The 13,677-nt window shown below is 69.3% G+C and carries 12 protein-coding genes; 8 read left to right on the top strand and 4 right to left on the bottom strand.

The window, feature by feature from the left end:
- Positions 1–3: 3 nt before the first annotated feature.
- Complete coding sequence (locus tag GH747_RS17130) at positions 4–1,329, top strand: ABC transporter substrate-binding protein (protein ID WP_149770830.1); 1,326 nt, start codon at positions 4–6, stop codon at positions 1,327–1,329.
- 238 nt (positions 1,330–1,567) lie between these two features.
- Here the strand turns inward: GH747_RS17130 and hflX are convergent, their stop codons facing one another.
- Together hflX and dapF are read right to left on the bottom strand one after the other, a co-directional pair.
- Positions 1,568–3,127 carry a GTPase HflX gene (gene hflX, locus GH747_RS17125; RefSeq protein ID WP_228552965.1) on the bottom strand — a complete coding sequence of 520 codons (1,560 nt, stop codon included), beginning with the start codon at positions 3,125–3,127 and terminating at the stop codon, positions 1,568–1,570.
- A 31-nt stretch (positions 3,128–3,158) separates the two neighbouring features.
- Positions 3,159–4,001: a diaminopimelate epimerase gene (gene dapF / locus GH747_RS17120; RefSeq protein WP_149770829.1), complete on the bottom strand. Its 843-nt coding sequence runs from the start codon at positions 3,999–4,001 to the stop codon at positions 3,159–3,161.
- 141 nt (positions 4,002–4,142) lie between these two features.
- Here dapF and GH747_RS17115 point away from each other — a divergent pair, with 141 nt between their 5' ends.
- The 3 genes from GH747_RS17115 to GH747_RS17105 are packed head-to-tail and all read left to right on the top strand — an operon-like array spanning position 4,143 to position 5,894.
- Positions 4,143–4,727, top strand: a complete 585-nt coding sequence (locus GH747_RS17115; RefSeq protein ID WP_149770828.1) for a TetR/AcrR family transcriptional regulator — start codon at positions 4,143–4,145, stop codon at positions 4,725–4,727.
- Positions 4,728–4,750: 23 nt separating this feature from the next.
- The gene (locus GH747_RS17110) at positions 4,751–5,428 is read left to right on the top strand and encodes a TetR family transcriptional regulator (RefSeq protein WP_194842928.1); all 678 of its coding nucleotides are present in this window, start codon (positions 4,751–4,753) and stop codon (positions 5,426–5,428) included.
- A 19-nt stretch (positions 5,429–5,447) separates the two neighbouring features.
- Positions 5,448–5,894 carry an SRPBCC family protein gene (locus GH747_RS17105; protein WP_149770826.1) on the top strand — a complete coding sequence of 149 codons (447 nt, stop codon included), beginning with the start codon at positions 5,448–5,450 and terminating at the stop codon, positions 5,892–5,894.
- On the opposite strand, the gene miaA is transcribed toward GH747_RS17105, so the two are convergent.
- Positions 5,866–6,789 carry a tRNA (adenosine(37)-N6)-dimethylallyltransferase MiaA gene (miaA, locus tag GH747_RS17100; RefSeq protein WP_377036079.1) on the bottom strand — a complete coding sequence of 308 codons (924 nt, stop codon included), beginning with the start codon at positions 6,787–6,789 and terminating at the stop codon, positions 5,866–5,868. The two genes, GH747_RS17105 and miaA, sit on opposite strands and share 29 nt — an antisense overlap.
- 75 nt (positions 6,790–6,864) lie before the next feature.
- On the opposite strand from miaA, the gene GH747_RS17095 reads away from it, so the two are divergent.
- The 4 genes from GH747_RS17095 to GH747_RS17080 are packed head-to-tail and all read left to right on the top strand — an operon-like array spanning position 6,865 to position 9,058.
- Entirely contained in the window at positions 6,865–7,152 is a 288-nt protein-coding gene (locus GH747_RS17095; RefSeq protein WP_149770824.1) for an antitoxin, read from the top strand.
- Between the two features lie 44 nt (positions 7,153–7,196).
- Positions 7,197–8,288 carry a methyltransferase domain-containing protein gene (locus GH747_RS17090; protein ID WP_149770823.1) on the top strand — a complete coding sequence of 364 codons (1,092 nt, stop codon included), beginning with the start codon at positions 7,197–7,199 and terminating at the stop codon, positions 8,286–8,288.
- A gap of 32 nt (positions 8,289–8,320) precedes the next feature.
- Positions 8,321–8,791 carry an NUDIX hydrolase gene (locus GH747_RS17085; protein ID WP_149770822.1) on the top strand — a complete coding sequence of 157 codons (471 nt, stop codon included), beginning with the start codon at positions 8,321–8,323 and terminating at the stop codon, positions 8,789–8,791.
- Between the two features lie 45 nt (positions 8,792–8,836).
- Positions 8,837–9,058, top strand: a complete 222-nt coding sequence (locus tag GH747_RS17080) for an antitoxin (RefSeq protein WP_149770821.1) — start codon at positions 8,837–8,839, stop codon at positions 9,056–9,058.
- 6 nt (positions 9,059–9,064) lie between these two features.
- Here GH747_RS17080 and GH747_RS17075 read toward each other — a convergent pair whose 3' ends face one another.
- A complete protein-coding gene (locus GH747_RS17075; protein ID WP_149770820.1) occupies positions 9,065–13,582 on the bottom strand; it encodes a hypothetical protein in 4,518 nt (1,505 codons plus the stop codon).
- Positions 13,583–13,677 lie beyond the last annotated feature (95 nt).

The following is a 13,677-nucleotide window of genomic DNA, read 5'->3' as shown; positions in this document are numbered from 1 at the left end:
TCCATGGCTCATCAGCCCACGCCGGCGCGCAGGAGTCGCCGGCTCGCACTCGGGGCCGCACTGGCAGCCTCCGCTCTGGTCGTCGCCGCGTGCGGCGGCGGTGACGGCGACGGCGGTGGCGGGAGCGATCCCGGCATCACTGACGAATCCATCAAGATCGGCGGCCACTTCCCGCTGACGGGTGTGGCAGCGCCCGGCTACAGCGAGATCCCGCTCGGCCACAAGGCGTACTACGACTTCGTCAACGCCAACGGCGGCGTCCACGATCGCGAGATCGAGTTCATCGCGAAGGACGACGGCTACAACCCGGCCAAGACGACCGAGGTCGTCAACGAGCTCGTCCTCAAGGACGAGGTCTTCGCGATCGTCGGCGGCCTCGGCACGCCGACCCACCAGGCCGTGACGAACTTCCTCAACTCCGAGGGCGTCCCCGACCTGACGGTCTCGTCCGGCTCGATCCTCTGGGACAACCCCGAGGAGCTGCCGATGACGTTCGGCTGGCAGCCCGACTACGAGTCGGAGGGCAAGATCCTCGGCCAGTACATCGCCGAGAACATGCCCGACGCCAAGGTCGGCATCTTCGGCCAGGACGACGAGCTCGGTGAGGACGGCGCGAAGGGCCTCAAGCAGTACGTCGAGGACCAGATCGTCGCCGAGGTCACGTACGTCCCCGGCAACACCGACATCGGCCCGCAGATCGCCGAGCTCCAGAAGTCCGGCGCCGACGTCGTCGTCGGCTTCAACGTCCCCTCCTACACGGCGCTGTCGCAGCTCGTGTCACTGAAGCTGAACTACAAGCCCGAGTGGCTGGTCTCCAACGTCGGGTCCGACGCCGGGCTCGTCGGCTCGCTGCTGGAGAAGTTCTCCGAGGGTGCGGTCAAGGGCAGCAGCCCGCTCACCGGCCTGTACACCACCGCGTACATGCCGCAGTCGACCGAAGCCGACGACCCGTGGATCCAGCTGTGGCAGAAGGTCTGGGACGAGTACGGAGACGGCTCGCCGCTGACCAACTACAAGGTGTACGGCATGGCCGAGGCCTACACGATCGTCGAGGCGATGATGAAGTCCGGCGAGGACATGTCGCGCGAGTCGATCGTCGACACGTTCGAGCAGGACGGCGGAGACTTCACCGGCCCGAACTACGTGCCGTTCCGCTACTCGGAGGACCGTCACGCCGGCATCGGCGGCATGAAGGTCGTCCAGCTCCAGGCCGACGGCACCACCGCTGACAAGACGCCGGTCCTCAAGACCGACGTCGGCGACGCCGAGATCGAGGAGTTCACGGATTCGGCGAACACCCCGCCGGAGTCGGGCATCCCGAGCGACTGAGTCGGGGCAGCTCCCTGCGAAGCCGGCCGTGCGCCGGGTGCCGTTCCTGGAGGGGACGCGGCGCCCGGCGCACGGTCTTTTGTATGCCCTGAGCGCCAGACGTCGGGAGCGCCAGCCGTCGCGAGCGCCAGACGTCGCTTGTCGAGGCCGGAGCGCCAGCGGAGGATCGAGACCTGGGTCTCGATCGCTTCGCGCCTCGACCAGCGGGGCAGGGGCGCCTCGACCAGCGGGGCGGGCGTCAGGCGTACTGCGCGAGGGCGCCGGCGAGGCCGTCGTGCACGCGGGCGATCACGTGCGTGCCGTCCGGCGTGTGCTCGAGCGTGTCGATCTCGCCGTGGAGGTGGATCTGGTTGAGCAGATCACCCCGCGAGTACGGGAGGACGACGTCGATCTTGACCGCCGGCATGGGCAGGTCGGCCTCGACGGCACCGAGCAGCTCGTCGATCCCCTCGCCGGTCCGTGCGGACACGACGACGGCGTGCGGCTCACGTGCGAGCAGCCGCGACAGCACCAGCGGATCAGCAGCGTCGGCCTTGTTGACGACGATGATCTCGGGAACGCCCAGCGCGTCGATGTCCGCGAAGACCTCGCGGACCGCGTTGATCTGCCCCTCAGGATCGGGGTGCGAGCCGTCGACGACGTGGAGCACCAGGTCGGCGTCGGCGACCTCCTCCAGCGTCGAGCGGAACGCCTCGATCAGCTGGTGCGGGAGGTGACGGACGAACCCGACCGTGTCCGACAGCGTGTATTCGCGGCCGTCGGAGGTCTCCGTGCGCCGGGTGGTCGGATCCAGCGTCGCGAACAACGCGTCCTCGACCAGGACCCCGGCCCGCGTGAGCCGGTTGAGGAGGCTGGACTTGCCTGCGTTGGTGTAGCCGGCGATGACGACGGCGGGCACCCGGTTGCGCTGACGGTTCGCCCGCTTGGTCTCGCGGGTCCGCCGCATGTCCTTGAGCTCACGACGCAGCTTGGCGATCCGGTCGTTGATCCGGCGCCGGTCGGTCTCGATCTTGGTCTCACCAGGACCACGCGAGCCGATGCCACCGCCGTCGCCACCGACCCGGCCGCCGGCCTGGCGCGACAGGTTGCCGCCCCATCCGCGCAGGCGCTGCTTCATGTACTGAAGCTGCGCCAGCTCGACCTGGGCGCGACCCTCGCGGGACTTCGCGTGCTGGGCGAAGATGTCGAGGATCAGCGCCGTACGGTCGACGACCTTGACCTTGGTGCGGTCCTCCAGGTTGCGGAGCTGGCTCGGAGCGAGCTCACCGTCGCAGATGACGGTGTCGGCGCCGGTCGCCTGGACGATCTCGGCGAGCTCCTCGACCTTGCCGCGGCCGATGTACGTCGCGGGGTCGGGGCGCTGCCGGCGCTGGATCAGGCCGTCGAGCACCTCGGAACCGGCAGTCTCGGCCAGTGCCTTCAGCTCGGCGAGCGAGTTCTCCGCGTCGGTCGCGGACCCTTCGGTCCAGACGCCGACGAGCACGACGCGCTCGAGGCGCAGCTGGCGGTACTCGACCTCGCTGATGTCCTCGAGCTCGGTCGACAGCCCCGCGACACGGCGGAGCGAGTTGCGCTCGGCGAGGTCCAGCTGGTCGCCGTCGCGGTCCTGGTCGGTCAGGTCTCGATCGGTCAGGTCTCGATCGCTTCGCGCCTCGACCGGCGGGGCGGAGTCGACCTCGTCGACCGGCGGGGCGGAGTCGACCTCGTCGACCGGCGGGGCGACCGGCGCGAAGGGGTCGACCTCGTCGACCAGGGTGGACGGGTCGGTCTCGTACGTGGGTTCGTTGTGCGCAGTCATCTGATCCTTGCAACGTCGGCGGTGCCGTCGATCATCCCAGCCATGTCATGTCACCGCGAGCAATTATCTCGGCAGGACCTGCCAGGACGGCGTGGCCGTCGGCGCGCCGGGTGATGTGGAGCGTGCCGCCGAGCACGTCGACGCGATAGGTGACGTCGCCTTCGGAGGGGTCGACGCCGTCGGCTTCCGCAGCCGCCAGGGCGACCGCGACGGATCCGGTCCCGCAGGAGCGTGTCTCCCCCGCACCGCGCTCGTGGACGCGCATAGCGACGTGCCGAGGCCCGCGGCGCTCGACGAACTCGATGTTGACACCGGCCGGATAGACCTCGGCGTCGTACTGGGGCTCGACCAGCAGCGTGCCTGCATCGGCCAGGTCGTCCACGAACGCCACCGCGTGCGGGTTGCCGACGTCGACGTGGCGAGCGGCGTACGACCGGCCCTCGACGACGACCTTGGACTCCCCCAGCAGTGCCGGGACGCCCATGTCTATCGCGATGGTCTCGACTGGCTCGTCCGACGAGGCAGGCACGTACGTCACGACCTTGATCCCGTCACGAGTGGCCACGGGGACCGGGCTCGACGTGTCCACGAGCCCCTCATCGGCGAGGTAGCGGGCGAAGACGCGTACGCCGTTGCCGCACATCTCGGCGATCGAGCCGTCAGCATTGCGGTAGTCCATGAACCACTCGGCGGGGCCGTCATGCGTCGAACGCACGACCCGCAGCACCCCGTCGGCGCCGATCCCGCGGCGCCGGTCGCACAGCGCGGCCACGAAGGCGGGGGCGAGCGCGCCGTGCACCGTCCCGTCCGGATCTGGGAGGAGCACGAAGTCGTTCTCGGTGCCGTGGCCCTTCAGCCACGCGAAGCTCGTCACTCCACAAGTCTACGCGGGCGGCCAGCGGGCCCTGTGGAGAAGGCTCGGGACCTTGTCCCGGAAAACCGTACGTTGTACGCGTACGCCGTACCACGATCTGGGAACGAACCCGTCTCCCAGAATCCGCCCCGGGAGGCACCGATGTCTGGAGTCCGCCCCGCGATCCTTCAGGCGGCGCGCCAGCTCGCGTACGAGCGCGGTTGGAAGGCTGTCACCGTCCGCGCGGTCGCCGCGCGGGCCGAGGTCGCCGTGGGCACCCTGCGCCACCACTTCCCGACCCAGGCCGAGCTCCACGAGACTCTGGCGCGCGCGCTGGTCGACGACTGGCGTCTCGACGTCTCAGCGATCGAACCGGACGCGCCCGCGGAGGAGGCGCTCCTCGCGTTCGTGCGCGCGATCGTGCCATTGAAGGAGACCGACCGCGCCGCACTCGTGGCATGGCTGGTGCGACACGCGTCGGCGCTCGGACCGGCCGAGGACGTGTGGAACCAGACCACTCTCGGCCGCGAGTACGGAGACGTACGAACCGACCTGCGGATCGTCCTCGGGTGGTTCAAGCGAGCCGGCCGGCTCAGGACGGATCTCTCGATCGACGACGTCAGCACGTTCGTGCTCGCGCTGGCGGTCGGCCTCCGCCTCCTCCTCCTGGCAGACGACGTCGGCGTGAACGACGACACGGTCGACCGGATCGTTCTCCACGCGGCCCGTCAGGTCGTCCTGACGTGAGCCACCAGCGGTATGGTGCGCGAGTGCACGAGCGCGACACGGCGGAGACCGCCGACCCCACGGCAACGGACGACGGCCTGTCGCGCCACGAGCAGAAGGAGCGCACCCGCCAGGCTCTGCTGGATGCGGCGCTCGAGCTCACCGACGAGCACGGGTTCGCCGGCATCAGCCTCCGGCAGGTGACGCGCCGCGCCGGGGTGGTCCCGACCGCGTTCTACCGCCACTTCGCCAGCATGGAGGAGCTCGGGCTCGCGCTGGTCGACCAGTCGTTCGACACGCTGCGGGGCATGCTGCGCGAGGCTCGCCAGGACCCCCGGACGTACAAGGACGTGATCGCCGCATCCGCCGCGATCATCGCGATCCAGGTGCGGTCGCACAGGTCGCACTTCGCGTTCGTCGCGCGCGAGCGATTCGGTGGTGTGCCCGCCGTCCGCCGCCGGATCCGCGACGAGCTCCGCCTGTACGTCAGCGAGCTCGCCGTCGACCTGCGGACCTTCCCGCACCTCGAGACATGGCGCAGCGAGGACGTCCTGACGGCGTCACGGCTGTTCGTCAACATCATGGTCTCCACCGCCGAGCAGATCATCGAGTCGCCCGACCGGCCCGAGGTGCTGGAGCAGATCGAGACCGAGGCGCGCCGGCAGATGCGCCTGATCGTGCTCGGCTACGCCGGGTGGCGCTCCGACGAGACGCTCCGCTGATGTTGGAGCGCTGACCGCGATGACCTCCCGCCCAGCAGTCGCGACGCCCGAGCTCGGGGTCGTCACCGGCGAGGTCGTGATCGGTGCGCCGCCGGCCGTCGTGTGGGACTACGTCACCGACTGGGAGCGCCAGCGGGAGTGGATCCCGGCAACCTCCGTACGCGTCGTGGGCGACGAGATGATCGCGCGGACGGGTATCGGGCCGATCGGATTCGACGACGTCATGCACGTCGTGCGATCCGAACCACCTCATCTCTGCGAGGTCGCGCACACCGGCAGCGTCGTGTCAGGCACCGGCGTCTTCACGTGCACGCCGGCAGACGGCGGGCGTACGGTCTTCGGCTGGGAGGAGCGGGTCCGCGTCCCGGGCGGACCGATAGCCGGTCTGCTGTGGCGCGTGGCTGCACCGGGGATCCGGCTCGGGTACGCCGTCGCGCTCACCCGCCTGCGCCGCAACCTCGAGTGAGCGAGACCTCCACGGCCTGCTCGACCAGGTCCGGCGCGTCGTACGGCAACCACACGATCCGCGGGTCCTTCCGGAACCACGAGTCCTGTCGGCGCGCGAACTTCCGCGTGCCGCGCACGGTCGCGTCCTTCGCCTCGTCCTCCGACATCGTGCCGGCGAGGAACGCGAGCACCTGGGAGTATCCGAGAGCACGGCTCGCGGTCCGGCTCGTGGCGAGCCCGCTGCCGAGTGCGCGCACCTCGTCCACCAGCCCGGCCTCCCACATGCGGTCGACCCTGCGCGTGATCCGGTCGTCGAGCACGTCGCGCGGGACGTCGACGCCGATCATCCGTACGTCGTCGTAGAACGCCGTGTGCGCCGGCAGCGACGCCGCGAACGGGCGGCCGGTGATCTCGACGACCTCGAGCGCCCGCACGATCCGGCGGCCGTTCGACACCAGGATCGACGCAGCCGCCTGCGGGTCCTGCTCGGCGAGACGCCGGTGCAACGCCTCCGGGCCCAGGGTCCGCAGCTCCTCCTCGAGCCGCGACCGGACCTCGGGATCGGTCCCGGGGAACTCGAACGCGTCGACGACCGCCCGCACGTACAGTGCTGATCCGCCGACCAGCACGGGTACGGCGTCGCGCCCGCGGATGTCGTCGATCGCCGCGCGGGCCCACCCCTGGAACTCCGCGACCGTCGCCGAGTCGGACACGTCGAGGACATCCAGCAGGTGATGCGGCACTCCCCCGCGCTCGTCCTCGGGCAGCTTCGCCGTACCCACGTCCATGCCGCGATAGATCTGGTAGGCGTCGACGTTGACGATCTCCCCGCCGATCCGTTGCGCGAGGGCCACCGCCAGGTCCGACTTGCCGGCAGCGGTGGGGCCGACGACGGCGACGACAGGTTGGTTCACGGCGTCCATTCTGACGTAGATTCGAGAACACCCAGCACAGCGGACAACGACCCAAGAGGTCAGAAGGAGCGTCGCATGGCCGCGTTCGACCCGAAGAAGTTCGACGAGGTCTTTGACAAGGTCAAGGACTCGACCGAGGACATGGCCCACGAGCTGAAGGAGCGCGCGAGCGTTCTCGTCACCGAGAACGGCGACAAGATCGACGACGCGCTCGAGAAGGTCCGCGACAAGGCGAAAGAGCTGAGCAAGGGCAAGTACGACGACAAGATCGACAAGGCCCACGCCGCCGCGAAGCAGCAGATCCACAAGCTCGACAAGGGCACGGGGCCGGGCGAGCCCCCCACTACTCCCCCGGCGCCCTGAGCAAAGTGCGTTGACCGCGACCCTCCCGCGGCGGACCCTGAGCCATGGAGGACCTCACGAACACCAGCACCGACGCCTTCGCGGAACGGATCTTTTCGTCCGTCCTCGGCGCGATGGACTGCCTCACGATCGCGCTCGGCGACCGGCTCGGCCTGTACGACGCCCTGGCCGAGCACGGTCCGCTCACCGCTGAGGAGCTGTCGCGGCACGCGGAGATCGACGCACGGTACGCCCGCGAGTGGCTCGAGCAGCAGGCCGTCGCGGGCCTCGTCGACGTCGCCCGACCGGCCGACAGCGGTGAAAGCCGCCAGTACGGCGTGAACGACGCCCAGCGCGCCGTGCTCTGCGACCGCTCGCTCGAGTCGTACCTCACCCCGCTCACGCAGGTCCTGGCCGCGGCCGGGGCCCAGCTGGACGCGCTGGAGACCGCGTACCGCACGGGCGGTGGCGTCGGCTGGGCCTCGTACGGTCCTCGGATGCGGCGCGGCCAGGCCGACGCCAACCGTGCCCTGTTCCTGACGTCGCTCCCCGAGGTGTGGCTCCCCGCCGTCCCTGCCCTGCACGAACGCCTGACCGAGGGGACACGCGTCGCGGACGTGGGCTGCGGCGACGGGTGGTCGTCGATCGGCATCGCGTCCGGCTACCCCGCCAGCACCGTCGACGGCTTCGACCTCGATCCCGACTCGGTCGCGGCGGCGCACGTGAACGCCGCCGACCACGGCGTCGCGGACCGTACGACGTTCCGGTGCGTCGATGCCGCGACGGTGGACGACGCCCACGGGTACGGCCTGGTGACGGCCTTCGAGTGCGTCCACGACATGCCCGACCCGGTCTCGGTGCTCGCGACGATGCGGTCGATGGCCGAGCCCGACGGGTGGGTCGTCGTGGTCGACGAGCGCGTTCCGGAGACGTTCACCGGGTCGGGCGACCCGGTGGAGCAGCTGATGTACGGCTACTCAGTGCTGGTGTGCCTTCCCGACGGCATGTCGCACCAGCCGACCCGTGCCACGGGGACGGTGATGCGACCCGAGGTCCTGCGGGCATATGCGCAGGAGGCGGGTTTCGCCGACATCGAGGTGCTGCCGATCGAGAACGAGGTGTTCCGGGCGTACCGGCTCCTGACCCCGGCGCACTAGCGCGGCGAACCCGCCGTCCTAGAGTGCTCGCCATGAGCCACACTCTCGTCCCCGCCTCGTACGTCCTGCTCCTCCGCGGCGCGCTCGGTGAGGAAGAGGTGCTGATGCACCTGCGCCAGAACACGGGCTACAGGGACGGTCACTGGGCACTCGTCGCCGGACACGTCGACGCGGACGAGTCGGCGCGTACGGCCGCCGCCCGCGAGGCGTCCGAGGAGGTCGGGGTGACGATCGACCCGGCCTCCCTCGAGCCCCTGACGACCCTCCACCGCTGGGTCGAGGGCGGGCCGGCGGTCGAGCAGCGCGTGGACTTCTTCTGGATCGCGCGCGATTGGGACGGGGAGCCGCGGATCGTCGAGCCGGAGAAGTCGGCCGACCAGCGCTGGTTCTCGCTGCGCGACCTCCCGCAGCCCGCCGTACCGCAGGAGGAGGCCGTCATCGAGGCCTACCTGCGCGGCGCTGTGCCCGCGATCATGACGCTGACCTCGCACGTGTCCGCGTGACCGCATAGTTTGGCCACGTCACGTCAGACGACGCACGGGGGAACCATGGGACTGTTCGACAAGTTCAAGGGGCACAAGGACAAGGTGCAGGATCTTGCCCGCGAGCACGGCGACAAGATCGCCGGAGGCATCGACAAGGCTGCCGACATCGCCAGCGACAAGACCGGCGGCAAGTACGACACGCACATCCAGAAGGGTGTCGACGCTGCGAAGGACGGCATCGACAAGCTCGACGGCGAACCGCCCGCCGGAGACCCCAGGCCCTGAGTACTCTCACCTCCGCACCTTGACCGGCCTGGTGGTGACGGTCTTCGACAGGTAGCCCGAGCGGCGGTACGTCACCTGCACGCTGATCTTCTTCCGCCGGTCGGCCTTCGCCACCTGGTACGTCGCGGCTGTGGCTCGCTTGATCGCCTTCCCGTTGCGCAGCCACTGGTAGGTGACCCGCGACGGCCGTGGCACGATCACCGCTGGCTTCACCTTCAGCTTCTTGCCGACCTTCGCGGCACCGGCAATCCGCGGCTTCTTCGCGATCGTGAACGAACCCAGCGGGACCTTCACGCCCTTGGTGATGAGCGTCTTCGTGACGTAGCCGCTGCGGCGGTAGATCACCCCCACACTGAGCGCGCGGCCGAAGTCGGCGACGACTGGTCGATAGGCCGACCTCGTGGCGCCCGCGATCGGCTTGCCGTCACGGAACCACTGGTAGCTCGTCGAGGACGGGAGCGGAGTGACGATTCCTGGCCTGGCCGTGAAAGGCGCACCCGCCTTGGACGGTCGGAGCATCGTCGGAGGCACCGTGATCTGGAACCCCGGCACGCGGACCCGAGCCGTGACCTCCGGGCTGTAGATCAGGCGTCCCTGGCTGTCGCGGCTGCCGTTGTGGGCCCGGACGCGCACGACGTACTCCCCCACTCCGAGCCGCGCGGTGCGCACCGAGGCCCCTCCGCCCAGCACGGTGTCGAGCAGCTTCGCGCCGGTTGCGTCGAAGACCGTGACGTCGTGCCGGAGGGTGCCGAAACCCTCGGGGTCGATGATGTCGACCTGTAGCGAACCATCCGAGTTGACTCGCGGCGTGCGCAAGGTCAGCTGGGCGTTCGCAGGCGTGGCACGGGCATTGAACTTCGCCCACTCGGGATTGCCGGTGGCGGCGTTGGTCAGGTTGACCTTGTTGAGGACGAACCCGTCGACGGTGACGTTCCACTGGTAGTTGTGGCCATGGATCAGCTCGGAGGCAGGGATCGCCACGCACGAGGGTCGGCTCGCTTCGGCGATGGATGCCTGCGGGGTCGCCCAGCTGAAGCCGGCGGGCATCGTGTAGGTCCGTTTCCGTCCGTTGTACGGGCCGGAGGTGATGTCCTCGACCTGAACCGCGTACTGCTTCACGGTGCCTTCGTCCTGCGACCACTTCAGCTGGATCTGATCCGGGTCGGCGTTGTCGCAGATCCTGGCCGTGCCCTGGCTCTCCCCGCTCTCCCACCCCGACGTGTCGCCACCGGGGATCGAGGCGACCGGAGCACCGCTCCTCGGGGACACCGCCGTCACATCGGACAGGTCCGCGATCCCCCCGGTCGCGGTCGGGGAGTAGCTGTCGGTGAGGTAGCCCATCAGCCAGACGTCGTTGCCGACAGGCGACGAGCCGAGCGGCGCCTTGCAGGCGAACATCTGGTAGTTGTAACCCTCGTTGCTGATCCAGCTGCCGACCTCGGACGCCTTGAACGGGATGTTGGTGTTGATGACCTGGAAGCTGGTCTCCTGAGTCATGCTGGTCGACGTGCCTCGGCCGGTGCTCCAGCCGAGGTCGAAGCCTGCCTTGGCCTCCACCTCGATGTCGAGGCCGGCCTCGAACTCGAAGCTCGCGCCGACGGTGATGCCGAACCCGAACGAGCTCGAGGTGCTCAGTGACGAGCTCGAGCCGATCGACTTGCCGAGGTCGATCGTCGTGGCGAGGTCGTCGCCCGTCTCGACGGACAGCGGCTCGCTCACCAGGACGCTCGGCCCGGACGGCGCCGCGGGCGGGTCGGAGAGGAACGGATTTTCCCGCCGGACCACGTTGAGCGCCTTGAAGTAGGTGTCAGGTTGGCCGATGCCTTCATAGCCTCCCTTGCACGGCCCCCCGTTCCGCTGCAGGATGCTCGCGGGACTCGCGGTGCCGCCTTGGAAGTAGGTGCTCGGGTCGCCGATCGCGTAGCCGTTGAGCATCCGATCGATGGAGTTGCGGAAGATGCCTCGCTCGCCGTAGATCTGCGGGTGCTCCTCGGCGAGGTCGCCGAGCTTCTTGTTCACCTGCTTCACGAGGCCGTTGCCTGCAGCATCCGTACGGAGCACGTCATACGGCACCGACGCGCCGAGCGCGAGGCCGGTCGGATCCTTGGTGACCCTGCCGGGGAAGCGGTAGACGTCGAACGCGCGCAGGACGACGGTGGTGTCGTCGAAGGCGCCGCCGAAGCCGACCGACTTGCTGACGCCCACCGACTTGCCCAGCTCCCGCTCGGCCTCGTACTCGCCGTGGGTCTCCTGCTCGATGGAGCCCTTGACCTTCACCGCGGTGAAGCTCGAGCCGGCAGCCACCGAGACGCTCTGGTGCCAGCCCTGGCTGAAGGCGGCGCTCGTCGACTTCTCCTCCTCCTGTTCGTACCTCAGCTGCATCGCCGGAGTGAAGAGCGTGTCCTGACCGAGGCCGCCGACGTGCGGCGGTGCCTGCAGCACCGCGACCGGGAAGCCGGTCGGATCGGTCTTGTGCTCCCAGTTCTCGGTGTCGACGGTCAGCTCGACCTCGTACGACGACGGCTGCGGAACCTGGGACAGGAAGACCGGCTGACTGGTGTCGGCCGTGTAGCGCCTGAAGGTGTCGACGTCGACGTCCTGGCCGGTGCTGAGGCGAGTGAGGTCGTCGGCGTAGTAGATCGACACGGGGGCGAAGGTGCTGAGATTGTCGACCGTGTAGTCCTCGGGGATGGCAGGCGGTGTGCCGGTCGCGCGCTTCGTCCGGTCCGCCGGGGCCACGGTCGCCGGAGCGGTCATCACGACCAGCTGCCTGCGCACGCCCGTCATCGCGTATCCGGCGATCGTGTAGCTCATCCAGTTCGTCGGCGGCTCGATCTGAGTCCTCCCGGCGCCGTCCTTCGCGCCCGGGGTGTAGCCCGTGGAGATGTCGCAGTCGTCGACCGCCTGTCCTTCGCCGAGCTTCTGGCTGAGCAGCTCAGCGCACGGGAACTGCAGCTGGATCGTCGGCGAGAACGGCACCTGGTAGTTCACCGGGTAGTAGTACGTCCGCTTCATCCCCGAGTCGGGGACGGGGACACCGGGGCCCGGGTCGCTGGTGTCCGGCTCGACGTTGACGAGGGTGTTGTTCAGCTGCTCGGTGGTGATCCCCGAGGCCCGTGCAGGCCAGTTGGGTCCGCTCCCCTGCTGCGCCGATCCGCTCGTCGGGAAGCTGTAGTTCGCCACCTTCAGGCCGGACGAGTTGACGCCTTCCTTGAAGACGCACGCCAGGTGCGTCACGCCCGAGACGGTGCGAAGGTCGAAGCTGCCCGGGGTGATTGAGCCCGCGTCCGCCGTGCAGCCAGTCTCGGCGCGGACCTCGGCCGTGGTGTTCCAGACCCCGTTGCCGTCGGCGTCGTCGTCGTAGTCGCCGGCCGTGTAGACCCTGACGATGCCCGGCGTCACGGAGCGGTCGGCGACCGCGACCGAGATCCGTCCCAACGAGAGCAGGTCGACACCCGTCCGGGGGATGCCGGGCTTGCAGCCGAGCGACACGGCAGCGCTGGCGTACGTTCCCATGGGGTTGTCCGATGCGTCCACACTGTCGGTGGTCGTGACGCAGCTCCAGTCGAAGTCGAGCAGGGCCGTGCTCGCCGGCGGCGGCCCGGAAACTTTCAACGTCGGGGTCTGCGCCGACAACGTCGACAGCGCGGGGAACTGCCTTACACCTGTGAATCCGTTTGTCGACTCCGTGCTTCCGACGGTGAAAGGAACCAGGTCGCCGTCGGCGGCGAGCACCATCAGCTGGGTGTTCGGCCTCAAGGCGTCGTAGTGGTCGTTCACGTGATACTCGGGCGCGGCGCCTGCAACCCGTACGGAGATCGGGCTGCGCGCCGGGTTGCTGTAGCTGCGGGGCACGGCGGCGACCGCAGCCTTGCCGATGTTGAGGGCGCCCGCGATCGCCTGCAACGACCCTGCCCGGCCCAGGAACCTGACGATTGTGCCGGCGCCGGTGACCAGGGCGATCGTCGGCGCGTTCCCGCCGCCGTCCGTCGTGACCACGCCGCCGACGAAGGTCACTCCGTTGCGGGGGCCCAGCGTGAAGCGAAGCGGTGGGCTCTGCCCGATGCTCTTCACGTCGACCGAGCCGTCCGAGTAGCGGGAGACCGTCCACGACGCGGAGCGGCCACGCGCCGGGTCAGCCGCCACGACGGCCGAATCGAGGAGCACGCGCGACGGCGTCGATTCTCCGTACGCCCACGAGGCGTAGTAGTCGGGCATGCGTGCCGTCGTCTGCAGGGTCGACGTCGCGGCGAGCTCCTCGTGGCCGTAGCCGTAGGCCACCGTGCCGAGCGAGGAGTTGGAGACGCGCCAGTTGTTGTTCCCGGCGGTGAGCTGGAAGGTGGGCTGCGTGGGGATGCTCGCCTTGACCTGGGTCCCCGCGATCGCCGGGTTCGTGTCCGCAGGCACCTGCACGCCGGGCGGAAGCGGCGCCGCGGTCGCGGGCTGGGTGGTCGCCAGGGGGATCGTCAGAAGTGGCGCGAGAAGGCCGATTGCGGCCAAGCCGCAGAAGCGTCGACGTGACATGGCCCGACCTCAGTTTCCCTCGACAGACTGCTGCCTGCGGCCACGCTAGGTCTGCGCACGACGGAGGTGCATCGGGCAAATCACCTATGCCGGAC

The organism is Mumia xiangluensis, assembly GCF_010994095.1.
In the GTDB taxonomy this organism is placed as follows: Bacteria; Actinomycetota; Actinomycetes; order Propionibacteriales; family Nocardioidaceae; genus Mumia; species Mumia xiangluensis.
The sequence above is the reverse complement of the archived record's forward strand: the minus strand, read 5'-3'. Positions and strand labels throughout refer to the sequence as shown.

Coding starts and splice junctions, on each gene's coding strand:
- GH747_RS17130 (WP_149770830.1), top strand. CDS start 4: ATGGCTCATCAGCCCACGCCGGCGCGCAGGAGTCGCCGGCTCGCACTC.
- hflX (WP_228552965.1), bottom strand. CDS start 3,127: ATGACTGCGCACAACGAACCCACGTACGAGACCGACCCGTCCACCCTG.
- GH747_RS17115 (WP_149770828.1), top strand. CDS start 4,143: ATGTCTGGAGTCCGCCCCGCGATCCTTCAGGCGGCGCGCCAGCTCGCG.
- GH747_RS17105 (WP_149770826.1), top strand. CDS start 5,448: ATGACCTCCCGCCCAGCAGTCGCGACGCCCGAGCTCGGGGTCGTCACC.
- GH747_RS17095 (WP_149770824.1), top strand. CDS start 6,865: ATGGCCGCGTTCGACCCGAAGAAGTTCGACGAGGTCTTTGACAAGGTC.
- GH747_RS17090 (WP_149770823.1), top strand. CDS start 7,197: ATGGAGGACCTCACGAACACCAGCACCGACGCCTTCGCGGAACGGATC.
- GH747_RS17085 (WP_149770822.1), top strand. CDS start 8,321: ATGAGCCACACTCTCGTCCCCGCCTCGTACGTCCTGCTCCTCCGCGGC.
- GH747_RS17080 (WP_149770821.1), top strand. CDS start 8,837: ATGGGACTGTTCGACAAGTTCAAGGGGCACAAGGACAAGGTGCAGGAT.
- GH747_RS17075 (WP_149770820.1), bottom strand. CDS start 13,582: ATGTCACGTCGACGCTTCTGCGGCTTGGCCGCAATCGGCCTTCTCGCG.